Origin of the sequence: Clostridium bornimense (assembly GCF_018917145.1) — a bacterium.
In the GTDB taxonomy this organism is placed as follows: domain Bacteria; phylum Bacillota; class Clostridia; order Clostridiales; family Clostridiaceae; genus Clostridium_AN; species Clostridium_AN bornimense_A.
The window spans coordinates 1-21,955 of record NZ_JAHLOD010000032.1; the positions used below are offsets into that span (position 1 = coordinate 1).

The following is a 21,955-nucleotide window of genomic DNA, read 5'->3' on the forward strand; positions in this document are numbered from 1 at the left end:
AGAGACTTAAACTGCAAGTATATGATAATCAACTACATGTGTATTATAACACAAATTTAGTTACTATTCATGATATAAAAAATCAAAAGTTAAATTATCATGAAGATCATTACTTAGCAGTTACTAAGGCTACCTTTAATGCTGATAAGTGTGATATAGCGACAATGGCTAAAAATAATTTAAATATGATAGGAGAAATGTATCAAAATGAATAGTACTTATACACAACTAGTAAAAAATTTAGAGTATCTAAAAATGAAACAGATGGTTAATCATCTAGATGAAATTATAGATTTTACTACTAAGAATAATTTATCTTTTGTAGATGCTCTTGTAAAACTTACATCATATGAAATAGACTTTAAGGAAACCAATATGATTAAAGCAATGGTTAAGGTTGGAGCATTTCCTCATAACAAAGAAATCAAAGATTTTGACTTTGACTTTCAACCTAATATTAATCGAGATGAAATATTAGATTTTATATCATTGCGTTTCATAGAAGCTAAAGAAAATATTGTATTTCTAGGTTCAAGCGGTGTTGGGAAAACTCATCTTGCTACATCTATCGGAATCGCTGCCGCGAAACAACGATATAGCACTTATTTTATAAAGTGTAATGACTTATTACAACAGTTAAAAAGAGCAAAATTGGAAAATAGACTAGATGCGAGATTAAAGCATTTTAATAAATATAAGCTTTTAATTATTGATGAATTAGGCTATTTACCAATAGATGCAGAAGATTCTAAGTTATTTTTTCAGCTTATTGATATGAGATATGAGAATAAAAGTACAATATTAACAACAAATATAAATTTTAATTCCTGGGATGATATTTTCTACGATCCTATAATAGCTAACGCTATTTTAGATAGAATTTTACATCATGCTCATGTAGTTTCTATAAGTGGAAACTCATATAGATTAAAAGATCATTTAAGACAAGAAGATAACTAAAAAACTACATTCTTAAATGATCAAAAAGTTACATTATTAAGTTGACATTTATAAAAACCTTTTCCCTGCCAAGCCTCAAGCATATTTCAATTAAAGAAATAATAAAAAAGTTCCGAAAGAAAAAATGGGTAAAAATAGAGAGTTATCCACAGGTATTTTCATTGAAAATAATAATAAAGTTTCGAAAAAATATCATGCATTATCCAAGCATTAATCATGCAAAATTATCCGCTACGCGTCAGCGAAAATCTCTTTTAATTTTTCCTATAAATCTACTATTTAAGCTATTCTTCATACATTTATATTCAGATATTTTAACAGGCTATTCTCTTTTCATATTTAATTTCAGACATAAAAAAAGACCAGCTCAGAGGCACAAAAGTGCCTCCTGGCTAGTCATATTTTCTAAACTTTTTTATTTCGTTCGAAACTTTATTTTAAGTGAACATTAAAAATACTATTTGTTCATTCCTTCTTCAACAGCAACTGCAACAGCAACTGTACATCCTACCATTGGGTTGTTACCCATTCCGATAAGACCCATCATTTCAACGTGAGCTGGAACTGATGATGATCCTGCGAATTGTGCATCTGAGTGCATTCTTCCCATAGTATCAGTCATACCGTATGAAGCAGGACCTGCTGCCATGTTATCTGGGTGAAGAGTTCTTCCTGTACCACCACCTGATGCTACTGAGAAGTATTTCTTACCAGCTTCAACACATTCCTTCTTGTAAGTACCAGCAACTGGGTGTTGGAATCTTGTTGGGTTAGTTGAGTTACCAGTGATTGATACGTCAACACCTTCGTGATGCATGATAGCAACACCTTCTCTAACGTCGTCTGAACCGTAGCATTTAACTTTAGCTCTTGGTCCATCTGAGTATGGAGTTTCTTTAACGATTTCTAACTTACCAGTGTAGTAATCGAATTTAGTTTGAACATAAGTGAATCCGTTGATTCTTGAAATGATGTATGCAGCATCTTTTCCAAGACCGTTTAAGATAACTCTTAATGGTTCTTTTCTTACTTTGTTAGCTTTTTCAGCTATTTTGATAGCACCTTCAGCAGCAGCGAATGATTCGTGTCCTGCTAAGAATGCGAAACATTTAGTTTCTTCTCTTAAAAGCATAGCTCCTAAGTTTCCGTGTCCTAAACCAACTTTTCTGTCGTCAGCAACTGATCCAGGGATACAGAATGCTTGTAATCCTTCTCCGATTGCTTCAGCAGCTTCAGCAGCTTTTGTGCAACCTTTCTTTATAGCTATAGCAGCACCTAGAGTATAAGCCCAAGCAGCATTTTCAAATGCGATTGGTTGAGTTTCTTTTGTAATTTCATATGGATCAAATCCTTTTGACTTACAAAGATCTCTAGCAGCTTCTAAAGATTCAATTCCGTACTTTTCAAGTACTGGAGTTATTTGACCGATTCTTCTTTCATAACTTTCAAATAATGCCATTTTTCTTACCCTCCTAATATTATTCGTGTCTTGGATTTACATATCTGTCAGCTTCAGCAAATCTACCATATGTACCCTTTGCTTTTTCTAACGCTTCGTTTGCATCCATACCTTTAGTGATTGATTCCATCATCTTACCAAGGTGAACGAATTCATATCCGATAATTTCAGCATTTTTGTCTACAGCAACTCTTGTTACGTATCCTTCTGCCATTTCTAAGTATCTTGGACCCTTAGCTAAAGTTCCGTACATAGTACCAACTTGGCTTCTTAATCCTTTTCCTAAGTCTTCAAGACCAGCTCCGATAGGTAGTCCACCTTCAGAGAATGCAGTTTGAGTTCTTCCGTATACGATTTGTAGGAATAATTCTCTCATTGCAGTATTTATAGCATCACATACTAAATCAGTATTTAAAGCTTCTAATATAGTTTTTCCTGGAAGTATTTCTGAAGCCATAGCTGCAGAGTGAGTCATACCAGAGCATCCGATAGTTTCGATTAATGCTTCTTGAACTAATCCTTCCTTTACATTTAAAGTTAATTTACAAGCTCCTTGTTGAGGTGCACACCAACCTATACCATGAGTAAGACCAGATATGTCCTTAACTTCTTTAGCTTGTACCCATTTACCTTCTTCAGGGATTGGGGCTGGACCGTGGTTTGGTCCTTTTGCAAGTACACACATTTCAGTAACTTCTGATGAATACATCATTGTTAATTCTCCTTCCTTGTGAAAAAGTTTATATAACCCTTTAGGGATACGAACAATATTAAGCATATAGTTTGTTCTTTCCACTCTTGTATTTTAACAAATAAAATCTTTTTCCTCAACACATTTTTATCAATATTTCTAGTATTTTAGGTAAATTTCACAAAAAACTAACCTATTACCTCGCAGTAAATGGTTAGTTTTTCTATATATGTATTGAATTACAATAGAACTTTGAAACAAAAATATATCTAGTATGGTTTAAATTATATTTACCAATATTCTAGGCAATGCCAAGGATATCCATATTGCATAGATAAGATCTAACCATATAGCAGAACCTATTGCACCTAAATAAATTAATCCAATCACTGGTGCTGTAATGATTTTTACAAATATATTTACATCTTTATTTTTTAGTATTGAATCAACTAAGCCTTTGCCATCTACAACACTTGGAAAAGCATGCATTAAAATTGAAATACCAATCCAAGCTAAAAATAGTGACAATATATTATTTAAATCTTCAAACCCTATTAATTCTATTGAAACAGGTGCCATAATTATAATTCCTAAAATAGTATTTATTAAAAAAGGACCTACAGAAATGAAAAAAGATTTAAGAGGATCATCTGTTCTTTCATGTATAACATATCCACTTGGATTCTTAAATTGAAAATACTTAACTTCGTAAACTGGTATCTTCATAATGTAGCAAAATATTTGATGAGCTAATTCATGTACAATAACTCCTGGAAAAGTTAAAATTGAAATTACAATTCCCGGTATAAAAAACATAATATCTTCCCCCTATTCATTTATATAATAACTATTAAGATCAGAATTACCATTAAGTAGTTCTACAGTTTCATCATCAAGAGTATCCCCTGCATCTTCAAATTCTTTTTTATATTTTTTAAAGTCTTCTTCCTTATTATTTAACTTTAATGCAATTAGAAATGTTTCATAAATGTATTCTCCATTGGCATTGGAAATATAAGCATCTTTTGCTAGTTTTAACGCCTCTTCATTATTTCCTTTTAACATTTCTAATATTGCTAAACCACGTAATGCACCATCATTTGTTTTATCTTCCGCTAAGATTTCTTGAAATTTTTTATTTGCTTCATCAAAGTTATTTTCACGTCTAAATGTATTACCAAGTGCAACTTTTGATTGAATCATTTTAGGATCTTCTTCTAATGATTTTTCTAAATAGTTTTTAGCTTCATCTGTATTTGATGTTGTTCTTCCTAAGCAGTAATAAATTAATGATTTATTTTTACTATTGTCATTTAATAAATTCAGTAACTCTTCATTTGCCTTTTCTTCATTAAAGTTATTGTTATTATCTTCATAGGCTTTTTTTAAAATTTCATTGCAGGAATCATACGTTTCATAATATCTTTCTATATCATCAACATAACTTGATAACTTATCATAGATATCATCATCAAATTCTTTACCTAAAAGATATTTATCTAGTATATAACCAGCATAATCATACATACCATTTTCCATAGCAATATCAGTTAGTTTTATTGCAACTTTGTCTGCATCAGGATGTTTCTCTAGTAAATCTGTTAACTTATTTAATGTATCACTTAGATAACCTTCATTAACTTTTTCATCTGCTTTCACGTATACCTTATATTCTCTTAGTAATATAGGAAAGTTACGAAAAGATATTCCAACTAGTAAAATAAGAATAATAAAAATAGGAATGAAAACTTTAGGAATAGGATATTTAATTTGTTCTTCTCTACAACTAGAACATAGTATTGAATATTCACTTTCTGAAGTATCAATATATCGCTGATGACACTTTTGACAAAGGTTATCTTGATACTGATAATCTTGCTCCTCATTTAATTCTTCATCATTATACATATAAGCTTCTCCTTTATAATTAGTTCATAATTTGTTAATATAAAGTTTACATTATATGTATATGTCAATAATTAACATTGACTCCTAAAATAAAAAGGTTAGAAAATCATATTGAATTTACGAATTTCTAACCTTAATATAATATAATCATCTATTTCTTTGATATTGCAAAAGCAAATTTTTCACCAGCGCTTTGGATTAGTTGTACAGCTACTACTAATAACAATACTGTAATAAACATAACATTTGTATCATATCTGTAATATCCATAACGAACGGCTAAATCTCCTATACCGCCGCCACCAACAGTTCCTGACATTGCTGAGAATCCTATTATACTAATCAAAGTTACTGTTATTGATCTAATAATCCCTGGCAGAGCTTCTACTAAAAGAACATCAAAAATAATTTCTTTCAAATTTGCTCCCATAGCTATACTTGCTTCTATTATACCTTCATCAATTTCAGATAAATTTCCTTCTACAAGTCTTGCGAAGAAGGCTATAGAGGCAACGGTAAGTGGTACTGATGCAGCTATAGGTCCGATTGTAGTGCCGGTAAGTTTAGTAGTAATTGGTACTAGTAATACTAATAATATTATAAAAGGAATTGATCTAATTATATTTATAATAAATCCAGCTATAGTATTTATAAATTTATTCTTATATAGTAAGGGATTTGATGTTATATATAAAATTAATCCTATTATAGTGCCTATAACTAATGCAAAGGCTGTTGAGATTCCTATCATTATTAATGTTTCTTTGCTAGCTACTAAAAGACTATCTATTAATTCTTTTCCTGTCATACTACCGCCTCCTCTTCTTTATAGTATTTTACTGTTTCTATAGTACTTTCTAAATAATCAATTGCACTTGATACATCGTGATTATTTCCATTTATGCTTATAACTAAAATTCCTATTGGTTTATCTTGTATATACTCGATATTACCATGAAGTATATTAGTAGAAACTTTATATCTTTCATTAATAGTAGAAATGATTGGCTCTAAGCTATCTTCTCCTTTATATATTAATGTAACTATATTACCTCCGATATTGTTAACTACTTCTTTTGGAATATCTATTTTCTTATTAACAAGTTTTTTAGTTAAAGCATTAGTTGGATTTGCAAATATCTCATAGCTACTATTGTTTTCTACTATTTTTCCTGAGTCAATAACAGCTATATTTTTAAATAACTCTTTTGCTACTTCTAGTTGATGAGTAATAAAAACTATAGTTATTCCAAATTTCTTATTAATATCTTTAAGAATCTCTACAATTTCTTTTGCTGTTTGTACATCTAAAGCAGAGGTAGCTTCATCACATAATAGTATTTTAGGATTACTTGCTATGGCTCTTGCTATTCCTACCCTTTGTTTCTGTCCACCACTTAGTTCCCTAGGATATACATTTTCTTTATCCTCTAGACCAACTAGAGCTAGCAATTCTTTTACCTTAGCTCCACGTTGATTTTCTGGTACCCTCTGAATTTTTAAAGCAAATTCAATATTTTCTCCAACAGTTTTTCTAGAAATCAGATTAAAATGTTGAAATATTATTCCGATATTTTTTCTTACTTCTCTTAATTCTTTTCTTGATAAATTAGTTATATCTTGTCCATCTATAATAACTTCACCTGATGTTGGCTTTTGTAATCCATTTATAGTTCTAAGTAAAGTACTTTTACCTGCTCCACTACCACCTACTATTCCAAAAATGTCTCCTTGTGATATCTTTAGTGAAACATTATCTACTGCTTTTACTATTTCTTTTTTCTTTTTAAAATTAACTGTAACATTTTTAAGTTCTATCATATTACTCACCTACTTTTTCTTGAAACCATTCTGGAAAATCAAAATCCTTGAAAATATTTTTATCATCTAATATAACATTTTTAAAGTCGTCGCTTTCTACTACTTCTAATATATCTTTTACAAACTCACTATCTTTATCTGAAGATCTAATAGCAATAACATTTTTATATTCTTCATTTAATTTTTCAGTAGTAATAGCATCACCTAATGATAATCCGCTTGATATAGCATAGTTACCATTAATTACAGAAATGTTTACACTACCTAATGTTCTAGGAAGTTGAGCAGCCTCTACTGTAGTAAATTTTAAGTTCTTAGGATTTTCTGCTATATCTTTTTCTGAAACAGTAGTTAAATCTACATCATCTTTTAATGTGATAACACCTTCTGCAGCTAAAAATCTTAGAGCTCTAGCTAAGTTAGGTACATCATTTGGAATTGATACTGTATCTCCATCTGATAATTGATCTAAACTTTTATAATTATTTGAAAATATACCCATACCTGCTGTTGGTATATTCTTTATAGATTCTATTTCTAACTTATGCTCTTTCGCAAAATTCTCTAAGTATACTTGATGTTGAAAAACATTAACATCTATTTCGTTATTGGCTAAAGCTTTATTAGGTTGTATATAATCACTAAATTCTTTTAACTCTACTTTGTATCCTTTTTTTTCTAGACCTGGCTTAATTGCTAATTTTACTAAGTCACCATAAGGTCCTGGTGCTACACCAAAGATAATTTTTTTACTATTGCTAGTAGAATTATCACTGCATCCTGTAAACACCACAGTTATTAATAACGCTGATAATATAATTGCTACATATTTTTTAATATTTTTCATATCTATCCCACCTTTTCTCTTAAATCTCTCCATTTTCTGTCTCTTACTTCTTCAATAATTTTAATATCATCATCATTTAGATGTTTAAATCTTTTTTGTTTCTTTAAATATTCTTCTACAGAAGAAAATTCTTTTATATCTTTATTTAACTTATATTGTCCATTTTCGTATTCTGCTAGAAACCATAGTCCACAATCTATAGCTTCTTTAGCTATTTCTATAGTATCGCTACTATTAATTCCCCAGCCTGTAGGACATGGTGCTGCAACATGAATATATGCTGCTCCTTTTACTTCACTAGCTTTTTTAACTTTTCTAATATAATCAGGAATATTTCCTATACTTGCTGTAGCTGCATATTTTATTTTATGAGCTGCCACAATATCAAACATATCTTTTTTTGTATTTGTACTACCATGGATCCTATTTCCAGCTGGGCTAGTAGTTGTACTTGATCCAAATGGAGTTAATGAACTTTGTTGTATACCAGTATTCATATAAGCTTCATTATCATAACAAATGTATATTATGTTATCGTCTCTATCTATAGCTCCAGATAATGCTTGCAATCCTATATCAGCTGTACCACCATCTCCAGCAAAACCTACAACATTAACATTTTCAAGGCCCATAGCTTTTGCGCCAACAGCTACTCCTGATAGCATAGCCCCTGTTGATGCAAATGGAGAAATTAAAGCATTTACTCCAAAAGCTAATTGTGGATATACAAATCCTACTGCTGACATACAACCAGCAGGAACAACAACAAATGTATTTTCTCCTAAAGCTTTTAATGCTAATCTTACTGCTAAACTACCGCCACATCCTGGACAGCCTTTATGACCAATAAAATATTCCTTTTCATCTATTGCTAAAGCCATTTTAATCAACTCCTATAAATCTAATTTTATTCTCAACTTCTCCACTTTCTTTAACTTTTAATAAATCATTAAATATATCTTCGATTTCGCTTTTCTTTATGTCCATTCCACCTAAACCTCCAATATAATTTAATAATGTTTTACGTCCATCTCTTATTGCTGATGCTACATTAGTATAAACAGTTCCTTCATTTCCAAAAGAAATATCTTTTTCTAATACAGCAATTGCTTTAGCATTTTCAGTAGCCTTTACAATTTCCTCCTTAGGAAATGGCCTCATAAATCTTATTTTTAAAACACCAACTTTTCTACCTTCATTTCTTAACTGATCAACTACATCTCTAACTAATCCAGTAATACTTCCTAAAGTTATTATGATTTCATCAGCATCGTCGCAAAAATATGAATCTACTAGTCCACCATAGCCTCTTCCAACTATCTTCTCATATTTTTTATCTACTTCTTCTATTACTTTCTTTGAATCTAACATTGCTTTGTGTTGTTGATATTTAAAACCTATATTATGTTGTGGCGGAGATGTAAAGAATAGATTCTTTGGATTAGACAAGTCCATTTTTTGTTTTAGATTAAACTCTGGTAAGAATTTATCTATTTCATCTTCTGTTGGAATATCAACTCTTTCATAAGTATGAGTTAAAATAAATCCATCTAAATTCACCATAACAGGAGTTAAAACTTCTTCATTTTCAGCAATAGCATAAGCTTGTATAATCATATCTAAACTTTCTTGTGCATCTTCTACATATACTTGTATCCATCCACTATCTAATTGAGATAATGAATCTCTTTGATCTCCAAATATACTCCATGGTAAAGCTATTGAACGATTTGCATTCATCATTACAAGAGGAACTCTTCCTCCAGCAGCATAATATAATACTTCTGCCATATATAATAACCCTTGTGATGAAGTAGCTGTAAAAGTTCTAGCTCCTAGTACACTTGCACCCATAACTGCAGATAATGCAGAGTGTTCAGATTCAACATACATATATTCTGATTTAAGGCTGCCATCTTCCACCATGTCAGCAAGTCTTTCTACTACAATAGTTTGAGGTGTAATTGGATATGCAGCTATAACTTTAGGTTTTGCTAATCTAACTCCAATGGCTACAGCCTCATCACCTGAAATAAATTGTCTATTCCCCATCTACTTAACCTCCTTAACCATAGCTATACAATTCTTATTACAATGTTTGCTACAAATTCCACAGCCTTTGCAAAATCTATAATCTATTTCCATGTTTCCATCATCATTTTTATAAACCGCACCTTCTGGACAAACTAAATAGCACATATTACAATTAATACAATCCTTATTATCAATTACTGGTTTTTCTGTTCTCCAGCCTTCCATAGTTTCTGTCAGTAACAATCCTTTTTCATAAGTTCCTAGAGGTAAATATTTCAAACTTTCTATTTTAAAATTCTTATCAACTTTAGGCCTATTCATTTTTATCACTTCCTAATAATATTGAAACATGTTCAATTAATTTTTTATTCTTTCCTGCTATAGCAGGTTTTAGATCATACTCAATGGCATTTATTAATTGATCCTTTGTTACAATGCCAGTTATCAATACTAAAGCTGATAACATTGCAGTATTTGTTATTGGCACTCCTAAAAACTTTGTAGCAATTGGAATTCCATCAAAAGTTTCTATATCTTTATCATCATGATTATTTGATGTGTTTAATATGATTTTACCGCCGTCTTTTAATTTAAGTTTTAAATTTTCTGTATATAAACTTTCGTCTAATATTACGATATAATCACTTTTGGGACATTGGCTTCTATCTCTAATAGGCTTGTCATCAATTTTTGTATAAGCAAAAACTGGAGCACCTCTTCTCTCTGGACCAAAGCTTGGAAAGCTTAATGCATATTTATCTCCATATAAACTTGCAGCAATAGCTAATATTCTAGAAGAGGTGAATGCACCTTGACCACCTCTACCTAAGAATGTAATTTCTATCATAAAAACATCCCCCCACTTTAAAAGTACTTATGAATTTTACTTAATCTATTTAGCGCTTCATCTAATACACCTTCACTTTTTGCAAAATGAAATCTAACATATGAGTTATTATCTTCTTTAAAAAAGCTAGATCCTGGTACAGATGCTACTCCAACATCCTTTATTAATTTTTTTGCAAATTCTTCATCTGATTTATAGCCGAATTCATCTATATTAACCATTACATAATAAGCACCTTGAGGTTCATAATATTTTAGTCCTATTGAATCCAATCCATTTAAGAAGAACTTTTTCTTTTTTGTATAGATATTTGTTACTTCTTTGTAGTAACTATCATCAAAGTTTAAACCGACAATAGCAGCTCTTTGAAGAGGAGCTGCTGCACCAACTGTTAGAAAATCATGAACTTTCTTACAATTTTCAATAATCTCCTTTGGTGCAATAACATAACCTAATCTCCAACCAGTCATAGCATAAGTTTTAGATAAAGAGCTACATGAAATAGTTCTTTTAAACATCCCTGGTAAACTTGAAAAATATATATGGTTATATGGTTCATAAACTATATGCTCATAAACTTCATCAGTAATGACAAAAGCATCATATTTTTCAACTAATGAAGCTATTGAAAGCAATTCTTCTTTAGTAAATACTTTTCCTATAGGATTAGAAGGATTACAAAGTATCAAAGCTTTCGCACCAGCCTTAAATGCATCTTCTAACTTTTCTAAATCAACTTTAAATTCTGGTGGATTTAATGAAATATATATCGGCTCTGAACCACTTAATATAGTGTCAGCAGCGTAATTCTCATAAAATGGTGAGAATATAGCAACTTTATCTCCCACATCACAAATTGACATCATTGCTACCATCATCGCTTCTGTACTTCCGCAAGTAACAACTATATTTTCATTAGGATCAATTTCAAGTCCAGTAAAGTGTTCTTGTTTTTTTGCTAATGCTTCTCTAAAATCTTGTGCACCCCAAGTAATTGAATATTGATGAGGTCCTTCTTTTGCTGCTCTAGCTAATTCATCTAGAATCTCTTTTGGTGGGTCGAAATCTGGGAAACCTTGAGATAAATTGATAGCATTATACTCTGTAGCTATCCTTGTCATTTTTCTTATTGTTGATTCTGTAAACCAATCTAATCTATGACTAAGTTGTGCCATTGTTATTCCACCTCTTTTCTTTCATCAATTAGACGTTTAGCTTTATGGGTGGCTCTTGGTAGTTCGCCTTCCTCAAGAATTATTACTTCATTGGCTTTAACTCCTAAACTAATTTTTATTTCATGAGCTAATCTTTCTCTTAAATCTTCGATATCTACATTTGAAGAATTCTTCTTTTCTACTTCTACTTTAAATCGTGTAATATGTCTATCTTCAAATACTCTAACTCGATATTCACCAGTTAATTCATCAAACTTTCTTGCAACATGTTCTATATCACTTGGAAATACATTTACTCCTCCAGCTATAAACATATCATCTAGTCTTCCAACTACTTTTATTCTTTTAAGAGTTCTACCGCATTTGCATTTTTCATTAGTATATGTGACAATGTCACCAGTTCTAAAACGAATCATTGGTCTTATATCTTTTCTAAGAGTAGTTAAAATCATTTCTCCACGTTCACCTTCACCTACTGGTAAACCTGTTTTTTCATCTAATACTTCCACATAAATATGATCTTCTGCTACATGCAATCCATCATGTTCTTCGCATGCAGCAGCACAAGCACCGAATATATCAGAAATACCATAAAAATCATATACTTCTGCATCCCACAATTTTTCTATAGATTCTCTAGTAGCATTTATAGATCCTCCTGGTTCTCCAGCAACAATTATTCTATTAATTGCTAAGTCCTTTGCTGGATTTATTCCTTTCCTTATTGCAGTTTCGCCTAAATACCATGCGTAAGATGGTGTTGTCCATATAACTGTTGGTTGATATTGCTTTAAAATAAATAGCAATCTATCTGCTGGTAATGTTCCACCCCAAATACATAAAGCTCCTAGGTTTTGAGCACCTAAAACATCAGGTCCACCAACAAATAATGAAAAGTTTAATGCATGGATATATCTATCATTTGGTCGCATACCAGCTTGCCAAAATAATCTACTTTCTACTTCTTGAAATTCATCAAAATCCTTTTTACTAAAAGGACTAGCTGTTGGTGCTCCAGTTGACCCACTAGATGAAGAAATAAATACTACATCATCTTCTGACGCAACTACTAAATCGCCTAAAATTGGTTTAGCGTCTTGTCTTTCTCTAACTATCTTTTTTGTCAAAATAGGAAACTTTCTTAAATCATCTAAAGTCTTCAAATCTGTTGGGCTTACACCAGCCTTTTCGAAACTTTGTCTATAATATGGTGATTTATCATATGCTGCCGTAATTTGTTCTCTTATTCTTTCTAGTTGATATTTTTCCAATTCATCTCTTGATATTGTTTCAATTTCTTCATTCCAATATTTTTTACTCATATATTAACCCCTCCATTTATAAAAAAAGACTACCTTCTTTGATAGTAAGAAAGTAGTCTAAAAATTATTTACCTTCTTATCTTTCAAACTTAATGTTTGTAGGAATTAGCACCATAATTTAAAATTTGGTTGCTGGGTTTCATCGGGCCTATCCCTCCACCTCTCTGGATAAGAATATTTTATTTTCACAGTTCTTCGATATGAATACTAGTATAGAACTATGGATCATGTATGTCAATACCTTTTTTTCAATTTTTTTACGTGAAAAATTTTTTAAAATTAACAAATCCAGCAATAATGCCATCTAGAGTAGATTAAATTTATTTCCTACTAAACAAATAGGTTTACAATGAAATAAAACTGATGTATACTACTTTTAATAAGTACTTTATGGAAAAATATATAAAAAAAGTATTTTATATAAATTATTGCAATAATTAAAATTCTATTTTTATAAAAGGAGGAATAACCATGAATTATATAAACGATATAAGAGACATCATAGGCAATACTCCATTATTAAAACTGAATCATATATCACCAAACGAAAATGTTAATATATTTGCAAAACTTGAATACCTTAATCCCGGTGGTAGCATAAAAGACCGTATCGGTATTGAGATAATAAAAGATGCTGAAGAAAATGGATTATTAAAACCGGGATATACAATCATAGAAGCTACTGCGGGAAACACAGGTATAGGACTTGCTATGGCTGCTTTTGAAAAAGGATATAAGCTAATTATTGTTGTACCTGAAAAATTCTCTATTGAAAAGCAAACGTTAATGAGAGCTCTTGGTGCTGAATTAATTATTACACCAGCTGATGAAGGAATTGAAGGTGCTGTAAAAAAAGCTAACAAGCTACACGAGGAAATAGAAAACTCTTTTATAGCGAGACAATTTGATAATCCTGCTAATATTAAAGCTCACCGAAAAACAGGTAAAGAAATTTATGATGCTTTAGATGGTAATATTGATATATTAGTAGCTGGAGCTGGTTCTGGTGGTACTATCATGGGAATAGCTTCATACCTAAAAGAAAAAAATCCTAATATAAAAATAGTTTTAAGTGATCCTATTGGTTCTATACTAGGTGGTGGTAAGGAAGGCGTTTATAAAGTTGAAGGAATCGGAAATCATTTTATTCCTTCAATATTTGATAAAAGTTATATCGATGAAGTTGAAAAAATACCTGATGATGAATCAATGTATTATGTTAGGCTTCTATCAAGAAAAGAAGGAATTTTAGCTGGTTCTTCTTCTGGTGCTGCTATAGCCGGAGCAGTAAAACAGGCTTATAAAGCAAATAAAAAAACAAATATTGTAGCAGTACTACCAGATCGTAGTGATAGATATTTTAGTCAACATCTTTATGACTTTTCTATGAATATATCTGATTTTAGATTTAATGCTCTATTTGATGATTGGGCAGATGATTATGATGCCACTGTAGCTTTAGAAACTGGTGAATATAAAGATGTATTTAAAAATTATAATGAGATCTTAAATGAGACAGTAAAACATGTAAGTAAATTTAAAGGTGCTAAGGTAATAGATATTGGCTCTGGTACTGGGAATCTAACTAATGCTGCATCTAATATTGGTTATAACGTCATTGGTGTGGAACCTAATAGTAAGATGCTAAATATCGCAAAAGAAAAGTATCCGTTTATTAATTTTATATCAGGAACTTTTTTATCACTTCCTATAGAAGATAATTCTTTAGATGCTGTTATCAGTAGTTATGCATTCCACCACTTAACAGATGATGAGAAGGATACCTCTGCAAAAATATTGAAATCAAAATTGAAAAAAGATGGCGTTATAGTAATAGCTGATACTATGTATGATTCAGAAAAAACAAAGTCTGATCTTATTTTAGAAGCTAAGGAAAATGGATATACAAACTTACTTCATGATCTTAATACAGAGTTTTACTCTACCCATGATATATTAACTAAGATTTTTGAAAAACATGGTTTTCATGTTAGCTATCAGCAAATGAATAAATTTCTTTGGATACTTACAGCTAAGCTAAAATAATTGTTGATGAAAGAAGGAGGTATCGCATTAACAAATGAAAACTTGTTAGCGATACCTCCTTTTATTAGGGAACAAGACAAGGCGCAGCCTTCGTCAGTGCACAGTTATGTTTTAGTATTAAAATAATTCTAGTATAGCTTCTAAATCTCAATTTTAGCACCAAGTAATTTGACAAATTCTTTAATTATAGCTGCATTTCCCGGCCATGCTGGTGATGTTACAATATTTTTATCTACTATAGCTTTATCAGCATCTATTTCAATATATCTTCCACCTGCAAGGTCAATTTCTGGTGCAACTGCAGGATATGATGTTAGATTTAAGTTTTTTACAACACCTGCAGCAGTTAAAATTTGAGGACCATGACATATTGCTGCTATTGGCTTTTTAGCTTGAAAAAATTCTTGTACAAGTTGTAATACTCTTTTATTTAGTCTAAGATATTCCGGTGAGCGTCCACCTGTTATAAATAGTCCAATATAGTTACTAGTATCTACAGTTTCAAAATTAGCATTTATTAAAAAGTTATGTCCCCTTTTTTCAGAGTAAGTATCATCCCCTTCAAAATCATGAATTGCTGTTCTTACTAAGTCGCCAGGCTTTTTATTAGGACAAACTACTTCTACGTCATAGCCTAATACTTGTAATGATTGAAATGGTACCATAGTTTCATAATCTTCTGTATAATCTCCTACTAACATTAATATTTTTTTAATCACTATACTTCCTCCCAATGAAATACTTTCAATAAAGTTTATTATTCAAAGCTATTTTTTATTCTCTAACAAAGGTTAAAACCTCTTTATTAAACTTATCTTTTTCATCATAAAAAAGTGCATGTCCACTATTTTCAAATTTAACTAATCTTGAGTTATCAATAAGATAATGTTGTTTTATAGCTAAAGGAAATAGACAAACTTTATCATGAATTCCATGAGTTATTAATGTTGGAATAGTTATTTCTTTTATATCATCAAATAGTTTTTCTTCATCAAGCCAAGTTTTTGCTATAGCAGCAGTTGCCCATCCTGAAGCTTGAAGTCCTAATTGTAAAAACCACTTGGAAAAAGGTTCACTTACTTTTTTATAGAAAAAAATCTTACCAAAATTTTTTAACATTTTCGGTCTATCAATATAAGTTTCTTTAATTATATTATCAACAATGTCTCTTTTAATACCATAAGGGAAATAGGATCTTCTTATAAGACTAGGTGCAGCGGCAGCACATAATATTAGTTTAGATACACCTAATCCCTTATGTCTTGCCATATATCTTATAGCAATTGCTCCACCTGTTGAATGTCCTAGTAATGTAAAATTTTTTAATTTTAAGGTATCAATAACACATCTTAAATCATCACTTAATGTATCATAGTCATATCCACAAAGTGGTTTATCAGAATCTCCAAATCCTCTTTGATCAATTCCAATACACCGACAACCCTTTTCAGCTAAGTAATCAAATTGCTATTCAAAAAGCTTACTGCTTCCGGGCCATCCATGTAGAAAAACTACAGTGTCTTTTCCTTCTTTATTAAGATCCTCTACATAAATATTAACATCCTTTTGTACATTGATATAATATCCCATAAATATCACTCCAAGATTATAAGTTTTTCTTAAAGATAAATATATGTAGATAGTAATTAATTATTACTTTATAATTCCTGCGGATGCTACTATTACTGTAAATCCGCAGGAAATTTATATTATCCGTAGACTTTTGCTTCACCTATCCAACCTATTGAGTTATTTATAAAGGTAAAGTCTAATCTAAAAGTTTTATTGGCAGAATAACTAAGTTTATTATTCATCTTGCAAGATGGAATCATTACGTTTACATATTTACTAGTAGAAAATATTAGTGATATTTCTGTATAATCGTTAACAGATGGTAATTTTATTAATGTTGATGTTTCAATGTTTGCTACTTGAATTCTTGATTTACCTAATTCTAATATATTATTATGACTACTAATTGTTTTAGGTAAATATTTCAGATTATCTTTATTTGTTCCTATTAAAGTAGTATCATATGATAAAAATGCTTTAGACTCTTGATTTGAAACTACATAGTCTTTAAATACTGTGTTTATATATTTACCGCATGGGATTTCATAACCTCCACTTTCAAAATTATAAGGGAAAATTCTTACTTCACTATTTAGGAATGTTGTGATTTCTTTAGAATCAATCTTATTATTAGTAGAATAACCATATATAATTGAATTGTTTATAGTTAACTTAGCTTTATCACTTCCATGGTATAATACCAAAGAAACATCGTCTAATGATATAGAAGAGTTTTCACAAAGCTTTTTTGTTGTGTCTAATTGAATAGCATTTTTTGTAGCAGTGAAAAGATCTATATCTTTACCATTTGAAATTAGCTGATCATTTATAAAATCACTAGAAAAAGATATTTGTGATAAAGATATTTTAGGAGTAACAGTATTAGTGTAAATATCTTTATTAAATTCGTCTTTTATAAAGATAAGATTGCCTTTTGTAGTATCATCATTAGTGTATGATAAATTATTTATTGAAATAATATCTGGCTTTTCTATTTTTGTTGATACTGTTTCAACATAATCAGAATCACCAGTAAAGGAATATACTATAAAGTTAGAATTATTCTTAGATATATTTCTAACTTTAAGATTTTCAACTATTAAACTTGGTATTTTAACTTTAGCACGTGGCTCACCAGTTTTACTTATATAATCTATTTTCATTATACTAATATTTAAATTATCTTTAATTACTTCAGAATCTTTTATTACTACTGTTCCATCAAATAGATATCCATAGCTATTATTTATATTAACTAAAGTTTGTCCTCCAAAATTAGGACTAGTGTAATTGACAAATTTGCAATTTGATATAGATAATAAACCATTACCACAACCAACATTTATCCCCCAATCATAAAGCGTAGTATTTTCTATATAGATGTTGGAAAAATAATTATGAACATCTATTCTATTTAGCGAGCAGTTTGTAATAGTCATTTCTTTAATACAGTTGGTACCCATACATCCCCAAAATCCACTTATATGACAATTATCCATTGTGATTTTATAACAATTTCTAAAGCATAGTGTATAGCCACTTCCTGAAGAACCTCTATATCCTGGATATCCTGCAATGTTTGTTCCTATTACATTTTCTATTTTTATATTAAATGAATCTTGAACATATATAACTGAGTTTTTATATTGCTTCGCTTTAAGAGAATTATTTTTAGGATCTATATAAAAATCTTTTAAGATGGTATTATGACGTCTACAGTCAATTACATTTACTGTGACATTAGGTGTGGTTTCAATTCGTATTTTACATCCAATAAAAACTAACTTTTTATTATTGTATTTCATATATTTAAAATACAAATTTGTTTTTTCATCATCATATCCATATATAAGTGGTCCAGAACAATAACCAAAATGATGATGAAACATCAATTCACTTCTATATTCTTTATACAAATCGCCGTCATCATTTCTTGTAGCCCATGGATTCAAATCTTTTATTATGATAACAGAATCAGATGGAAGAGAATTATCATTCATTGTTATATTGGACGCATCTTTTTTTAATTCTGATTTATTAACAGAGTCTTCATAACTATATATAGTTTCATTATCATTTACTATTTGATACCATGAATATGCATTATCATTTGTTACAAGAATTATTGATCCTGATAAATCAACATCATACTTTACTTTAATAATTGAATTATTGGATTTATATATTGTTCCAAAGTTATTTTTTAAAAGAACTTTGTTTTCATTACAATATAAATGAGCTTTATTTATTCCTTCAGTATCATCTTTTATGCCATCAAGATTACAACCAAACATTTTGTAATTTACATAATCCTTTTTTATTACATTAGCATAAAGTCCATTTTTTAATGAAATTGACCATGGCTTTATATCCTTAGAAATATAATACTGGCATCCTCCATTATCAAAAGCTTCATTATAACCTAAAGTTTCTGCTTTTGTTCCTTCATTTAGATTAGCAGTACTAAGTTCACTTACATTATTAAATACTGCTATATTGTTTATAATTTCATCCATTTATCACACCTCATTAAAATATATTTTCTTTAGAAGATAATTTATTATATGTGACAACTATTTTAATAAGTGATTAATATTAAATGAAATAAAAAAAGCATTTAGATTTTAATATCTAAATGCTTTTTTGGTGCTGATGGTGGGATTTGAACCCACACGATTTCTCGTTCGATTTTGAGTCGAATGCGTCTGCCGTTCCGCCACACCAGCAAAATGTTTTATTTTTTCAGCCGAGATAAATTATATCATCTTCTAAATAAAAATGCAATAAAATATTTTTTATTATTTCATATTATGATAAATTTACTCTTTCTGCTTTTTATTATGATGGTCATTATTTTTAGTTTTTTTATTATTTTGTAGTGTGTAGATAAATAATTTTAGTTTACAATAACATAATAATGATTATGTAAACTAAAACTATATTAATAAAATTTCATATATAAAAAAGCTCCGCAACGAATTTTTATTTGTTATTGCGAAAGCCTTTTATCCTGTTGTTATATTAAATTTCTTCTAGTGCTTCATCTATTGCAGGTCTATCAAATCCTACGATTATTGTTCCATTTATGTTTACTACAGGTACTCCCATTTGACCTGAAAGTTTAACCATTTCTTCTCTACCTTCCATATCTTCTGCAACATTTATTTCTTTATATTCTACACCTTTGCTTTTTAAATATTGTTTAGCTTTAACACACCATGGGCATGAATCTGTTGAATATACTTTTACCATAATCTTATCTTCCTTTCTCATCGTTTATATATTTTTCAGCCATTAATGACGCTATTGTTCCATCACTAACAGCAGTAGTTATTTGTCTAAACATTTTATCTCTAACATCTCCAGCTGCATACACACCTTTTATGTTAGTTTGCATATATTCATCTGTAACTATATTTCCACCTTTAGTTAAGGTAATATAGTCTTTAAATAAATCAGTTTTTGGCATAGTTCCTATAGAAACAAAAACACCATCCATTGATATTTCTTTTATTTCACCAGTTTTTGTGTTTTCTATAACTACTGATTCTACCATGTTACTACCTTTAACATGTTTGATATCTTCATTCCAAAGGATTTTTATTTTATCATTCTTTAAAACTTCTTCTAAAGTTGATTTTTCTCCATTGAAGTAATCATATCTTCTTATTATAGTTACTTCACCAAATTTACTTAAAAATAATGCTTCTTCAAGAGCAGAATTTCCTCCACCTACTATTGCTATCTTCTTTCCTTCATACATTGCACCATCACAAACAGCACAATAATGAATTCCTTTTCCAGAGAAGGTAGTTTCTTCTGGTACAGGTAGCTTTCTTGGTGTTGATCCTGTAGCTATAATTACAGCTTTAGGCTTATATATGTAACTTTCAGTTTCTATAATTTTTTCATCATCACTTAATGATACTGATACAATACTATCAAACTCATCGATATTTGCTCCTAAGCTTTCTGCTTGTGCCTGCATCTTATCAGCAAGTTCATTTCCTGATACTGATTGAAAGCCTGGATAGTTATCTACAGTATAAGTAGACCTTATTTGTCCACCAACTAAAGAGTCTTCTAATAATAATAAATCTAATTTTGCTCTTGAACCATATATCGCAGCAGTTAATCCAGCTGGACCGCCACCGATTATAACAAGATCTAATTCTTTTGTTTGCTTTTCCATACTATTACCTCTTTAATCTAACCTTTCTGCTACAATAATATCATTATTTCTATTGTAAATCAATAATTGTTATTATTTAATAGTGTGTCTAATTCCTACTACTATCTTTCTTATTTTCGTATTTTCTTTGTAATATTATTCATATTAACTAAGTATAATTTATTGAGGTGATAAAATAAATGAAAAAACTTATGAAGCTTCTACCTTTATTAATACTTCCCATAATATTAATGACATCCTGTACTTTGAAAATAACTAAAGATACTGATGACCCTTGTAAATATATTGACAAATTAAAAAATAACTTAGATACATATAAAATTTCTTCTGTAGAGCTATTAGAAGTTAAATTTAATAGAAACTTTTTAATAAATGATTATCAAAGTGAAATGTTAAATAACTCCATTGATTACTTGTGCATAGATAATCTAAAAGAACTAGACGAAAACTTTAATGAAACTCCTACATATAAATTATTTATAACATTTGAATCAAATGAAAAGTTTGTAATAGAAATATATAAAGATGGACTGGTATCAGTATTTCCATGGGACGGAAAAGGAAATAAAGAGTTTTTCACCAGTGATAATATCCCTGAGGGTTATAAATTTTTTAATTATTGTGAGTTTATAAATCCTAAAACTTATAAATAAAAAAACTGTCGCACAAAGGAGTTAGATTAAAGTGCGGCAGTTTTTTTCAAAATAAAATATCAAGGCACAGGGTACAGGTATATATCAGAGCACAGTTGTGGATAAAATTCCATTTTGGAAATTTCTAAAATCATAAGCGACACGATTTTGTGTATAGAATAAGATAGTTTCCTTAAGATATTTATATTTGATATAGAATTGTTACAGGGGGCTAATGAAAGCTTTGCTTTCATATAGCTTGGATTGGAATGGCATGATTCGTAAAAAACAACACTAAAGTATAACAGTTTTATATATGCATTAAATATATCTATAAATAAAATTGTACCTCGCCGTCCCGCAGGACTATAATATTTCCCCCATCAGGTAAAATTATCCATAATTATGGATTAGCCTTACGTGTTCCTTGTCTTGTTCCATAGTAAAAG

The 21,955-nt window shown here is 29.9% G+C and carries 20 protein-coding genes, 1 tRNA gene, 3 pseudogenes and 1 riboswitch; of the genes and pseudogenes, 5 read left to right on the forward strand and 19 right to left on the reverse strand.

Translation table 11 applies throughout. The annotated features are described in order from the left end of the window. A pseudogene (locus tag KQI30_RS11290) lies at nucleotides 1-215 on the forward strand (IS21 family transposase); the annotation flags it as partial. Further along, on the forward strand, nucleotides 208-960 hold the full coding sequence (gene istB, locus KQI30_RS11295) for an IS21-like element helper ATPase IstB (protein ID WP_216463428.1): 753 nt from the start codon (nucleotides 208-210) through the stop codon (nucleotides 958-960). The pseudogene KQI30_RS11290 and the gene istB, both read left to right, overlap by 8 nt. Nucleotides 961-1,417: 457 nt before the next feature. On the opposite strand, the gene KQI30_RS11300 is transcribed toward istB, so the two are convergent. The 13 genes from KQI30_RS11300 to KQI30_RS11360 form a co-directional block, all read right to left on the reverse strand. Beyond that, nucleotides 1,418-2,419, reverse strand: a complete 1,002-nt coding sequence (locus tag KQI30_RS11300) for a GGGtGRT protein (protein ID WP_216463429.1) — start codon at nucleotides 2,417-2,419, stop codon at nucleotides 1,418-1,420. Nucleotides 2,420-2,438: 19 nt separating this feature from the next. Beyond that, nucleotides 2,439-3,131, reverse strand: coding sequence for an iron-sulfur cluster assembly scaffold protein (locus KQI30_RS11305; RefSeq protein WP_216463430.1), 693 nt, complete (start codon nucleotides 3,129-3,131; stop codon nucleotides 2,439-2,441). A 258-nt stretch (nucleotides 3,132-3,389) separates the two neighbouring features. After that, nucleotides 3,390-3,926 (reverse strand): metalloprotease family protein, encoded by a 537-nt coding sequence (locus KQI30_RS11310; protein WP_216463431.1) that lies wholly within the window; start codon nucleotides 3,924-3,926, stop codon nucleotides 3,390-3,392. Nucleotides 3,927-3,938: 12 nt separating this feature from the next. Then, nucleotides 3,939-5,018: a tetratricopeptide repeat protein gene (locus KQI30_RS11315; protein WP_216463432.1), complete on the reverse strand. Its 1,080-nt coding sequence runs from the start codon at nucleotides 5,016-5,018 to the stop codon at nucleotides 3,939-3,941. 151 nt (nucleotides 5,019-5,169) lie between these two features. Continuing rightward, nucleotides 5,170-5,826, reverse strand: a complete 657-nt coding sequence (locus KQI30_RS11320) for a methionine ABC transporter permease (protein ID WP_216463433.1) — start codon at nucleotides 5,824-5,826, stop codon at nucleotides 5,170-5,172. After that, complete coding sequence (locus tag KQI30_RS11325; RefSeq protein ID WP_216463434.1) at nucleotides 5,823-6,839, reverse strand: methionine ABC transporter ATP-binding protein; 1,017 nt, start codon at nucleotides 6,837-6,839, stop codon at nucleotides 5,823-5,825. Before KQI30_RS11325 ends, KQI30_RS11320 begins: the two co-directional genes overlap by 4 nt. A 1-nt stretch (nucleotide 6,840) precedes the next feature. After that, nucleotides 6,841-7,686: a MetQ/NlpA family ABC transporter substrate-binding protein gene (locus KQI30_RS11330; RefSeq protein WP_216463435.1), complete on the reverse strand. Its 846-nt coding sequence runs from the start codon at nucleotides 7,684-7,686 to the stop codon at nucleotides 6,841-6,843. Nucleotides 7,687-7,688: 2 nt separating this feature from the next. Next, nucleotides 7,689-8,567 (reverse strand): thiamine pyrophosphate-dependent enzyme, encoded by an 879-nt coding sequence (locus KQI30_RS11335; RefSeq protein WP_216463436.1) that lies wholly within the window; start codon nucleotides 8,565-8,567, stop codon nucleotides 7,689-7,691. Between the two features lies 1 nt (nucleotide 8,568). Beyond that, nucleotides 8,569-9,738 (reverse strand): transketolase C-terminal domain-containing protein, encoded by a 1,170-nt coding sequence (locus KQI30_RS11340; RefSeq protein WP_216463437.1) that lies wholly within the window; start codon nucleotides 9,736-9,738, stop codon nucleotides 8,569-8,571. Next, nucleotides 9,739-10,041 carry a 4Fe-4S dicluster-binding protein gene (locus KQI30_RS11345; protein WP_216463438.1) on the reverse strand — a complete coding sequence of 101 codons (303 nt, stop codon included), beginning with the start codon at nucleotides 10,039-10,041 and terminating at the stop codon, nucleotides 9,739-9,741. It abuts the gene before it with no gap. Then, entirely contained in the window at nucleotides 10,034-10,567 is a 534-nt protein-coding gene (locus KQI30_RS11350; protein WP_216463439.1) for a 2-oxoacid:acceptor oxidoreductase family protein, read from the reverse strand. Before KQI30_RS11350 ends, KQI30_RS11345 begins: the two co-directional genes overlap by 8 nt. A gap of 17 nt (nucleotides 10,568-10,584) precedes the next feature. Next, the gene (locus tag KQI30_RS11355) at nucleotides 10,585-11,742 is read right to left on the reverse strand and encodes a pyridoxal phosphate-dependent aminotransferase (protein ID WP_216463440.1); all 1,158 of its coding nucleotides are present in this window, start codon (nucleotides 11,740-11,742) and stop codon (nucleotides 10,585-10,587) included. Between the two features lie 2 nt (nucleotides 11,743-11,744). Next, a complete protein-coding gene (locus KQI30_RS11360) occupies nucleotides 11,745-13,064 on the reverse strand; it encodes a phenylacetate--CoA ligase family protein (protein ID WP_216463441.1) in 1,320 nt (439 codons plus the stop codon). A gap of 73 nt (nucleotides 13,065-13,137) precedes the next feature. Beyond that, nucleotides 13,138-13,239: riboswitch (SAM riboswitch) on the reverse strand. A 296-nt stretch (nucleotides 13,240-13,535) separates the two neighbouring features. Between KQI30_RS11360 and cysK the strand changes: the two are divergent. Both cysK and KQI30_RS17595 read left to right on the forward strand, forming a co-directional pair. Beyond that, a pseudogene (gene cysK, locus KQI30_RS17590) lies at nucleotides 13,536-14,441 on the forward strand (cysteine synthase A); the annotation flags it as partial. 9 nt (nucleotides 14,442-14,450) lie between these two features. Continuing rightward, nucleotides 14,451-15,110, forward strand: a complete 660-nt coding sequence (locus KQI30_RS17595; protein WP_253287485.1) for a class I SAM-dependent methyltransferase — start codon at nucleotides 14,451-14,453, stop codon at nucleotides 15,108-15,110. 140 nt (nucleotides 15,111-15,250) lie between these two features. Here KQI30_RS17595 and KQI30_RS11370 read toward each other — a convergent pair whose 3' ends face one another. The 6 genes and pseudogenes from KQI30_RS11370 to trxB all read right to left on the reverse strand — a co-directional run bounded on the left by KQI30_RS11370 (nucleotide 15,251) and on the right by trxB (nucleotide 20,874). Then, nucleotides 15,251-15,829 (reverse strand): DJ-1/PfpI family protein, encoded by a 579-nt coding sequence (locus KQI30_RS11370; RefSeq protein WP_366937100.1) that lies wholly within the window; start codon nucleotides 15,827-15,829, stop codon nucleotides 15,251-15,253. A gap of 55 nt (nucleotides 15,830-15,884) precedes the next feature. Then, nucleotides 15,885-16,700: pseudogene (locus KQI30_RS11375) on the reverse strand (alpha/beta fold hydrolase). 119 nt (nucleotides 16,701-16,819) lie between these two features. Continuing rightward, nucleotides 16,820-19,198, reverse strand: a complete 2,379-nt coding sequence (locus KQI30_RS11380; protein ID WP_216463443.1) for a hypothetical protein — start codon at nucleotides 19,196-19,198, stop codon at nucleotides 16,820-16,822. A 128-nt stretch (nucleotides 19,199-19,326) separates the two neighbouring features. Further along, nucleotides 19,327-19,408: transfer RNA gene (locus KQI30_RS11385), tRNA-Leu, on the reverse strand. A 295-nt stretch (nucleotides 19,409-19,703) separates the two neighbouring features. Further along, nucleotides 19,704-19,934, reverse strand: a complete 231-nt coding sequence (locus tag KQI30_RS11390; RefSeq protein ID WP_216463444.1) for a glutaredoxin family protein — start codon at nucleotides 19,932-19,934, stop codon at nucleotides 19,704-19,706. 4 nt (nucleotides 19,935-19,938) lie between these two features. Next, nucleotides 19,939-20,874 (reverse strand): thioredoxin-disulfide reductase, encoded by a 936-nt coding sequence (gene trxB, locus KQI30_RS11395; protein WP_216463445.1) that lies wholly within the window; start codon nucleotides 20,872-20,874, stop codon nucleotides 19,939-19,941. A 179-nt stretch (nucleotides 20,875-21,053) separates the two neighbouring features. On the opposite strand from trxB, the gene KQI30_RS11400 reads away from it, so the two are divergent. Then, nucleotides 21,054-21,527 (forward strand): DUF4883 family protein, encoded by a 474-nt coding sequence (locus tag KQI30_RS11400; RefSeq protein WP_216463446.1) that lies wholly within the window; start codon nucleotides 21,054-21,056, stop codon nucleotides 21,525-21,527. Nucleotides 21,528-21,955: the final 428 nt, after the last annotated feature.

Bases quoted from the DNA above. Each gene is read 5' to 3' on its own strand.
- KQI30_RS11400 (WP_216463446.1), top strand. From the start codon at position 21,054: ATGAAAAAACTTATGAAGCTTCTACCTTTATTAATACTTCCCATAATA.
- KQI30_RS11320 (WP_216463433.1), bottom strand. From the start codon at position 5,826: ATGACAGGAAAAGAATTAATAGATAGTCTTTTAGTAGCTAGCAAAGAA.
- trxB (WP_216463445.1), bottom strand. From the start codon at position 20,874: ATGGAAAAGCAAACAAAAGAATTAGATCTTGTTATAATCGGTGGCGGT.
- KQI30_RS11305 (WP_216463430.1), bottom strand. From the start codon at position 3,131: ATGATGTATTCATCAGAAGTTACTGAAATGTGTGTACTTGCAAAAGGA.
- KQI30_RS11350 (WP_216463439.1), bottom strand. From the start codon at position 10,567: ATGATAGAAATTACATTCTTAGGTAGAGGTGGTCAAGGTGCATTCACC.
- KQI30_RS11360 (WP_216463441.1), bottom strand. From the start codon at position 13,064: ATGAGTAAAAAATATTGGAATGAAGAAATTGAAACAATATCAAGAGAT.
- istB (WP_216463428.1), top strand. From the start codon at position 208: ATGAATAGTACTTATACACAACTAGTAAAAAATTTAGAGTATCTAAAA.
- KQI30_RS11340 (WP_216463437.1), bottom strand. From the start codon at position 9,738: ATGGGGAATAGACAATTTATTTCAGGTGATGAGGCTGTAGCCATTGGA.
- KQI30_RS11390 (WP_216463444.1), bottom strand. From the start codon at position 19,934: ATGGTAAAAGTATATTCAACAGATTCATGCCCATGGTGTGTTAAAGCT.
- KQI30_RS17595 (WP_253287485.1), top strand. From the start codon at position 14,451: ATGAATATATCTGATTTTAGATTTAATGCTCTATTTGATGATTGGGCA.
- KQI30_RS11355 (WP_216463440.1), bottom strand. From the start codon at position 11,742: ATGGCACAACTTAGTCATAGATTAGATTGGTTTACAGAATCAACAATA.
- KQI30_RS11325 (WP_216463434.1), bottom strand. From the start codon at position 6,839: ATGATAGAACTTAAAAATGTTACAGTTAATTTTAAAAAGAAAAAAGAA.
- KQI30_RS11300 (WP_216463429.1), bottom strand. From the start codon at position 2,419: ATGGCATTATTTGAAAGTTATGAAAGAAGAATCGGTCAAATAACTCCA.
- KQI30_RS11315 (WP_216463432.1), bottom strand. From the start codon at position 5,018: ATGTATAATGATGAAGAATTAAATGAGGAGCAAGATTATCAGTATCAA.
- KQI30_RS11330 (WP_216463435.1), bottom strand. From the start codon at position 7,686: ATGAAAAATATTAAAAAATATGTAGCAATTATATTATCAGCGTTATTA.
- KQI30_RS11335 (WP_216463436.1), bottom strand. From the start codon at position 8,567: ATGGCTTTAGCAATAGATGAAAAGGAATATTTTATTGGTCATAAAGGC.
- KQI30_RS11380 (WP_216463443.1), bottom strand. From the start codon at position 19,198: ATGGATGAAATTATAAACAATATAGCAGTATTTAATAATGTAAGTGAA.
- KQI30_RS11310 (WP_216463431.1), bottom strand. From the start codon at position 3,926: ATGTTTTTTATACCGGGAATTGTAATTTCAATTTTAACTTTTCCAGGA.
- KQI30_RS11345 (WP_216463438.1), bottom strand. From the start codon at position 10,041: ATGAATAGGCCTAAAGTTGATAAGAATTTTAAAATAGAAAGTTTGAAA.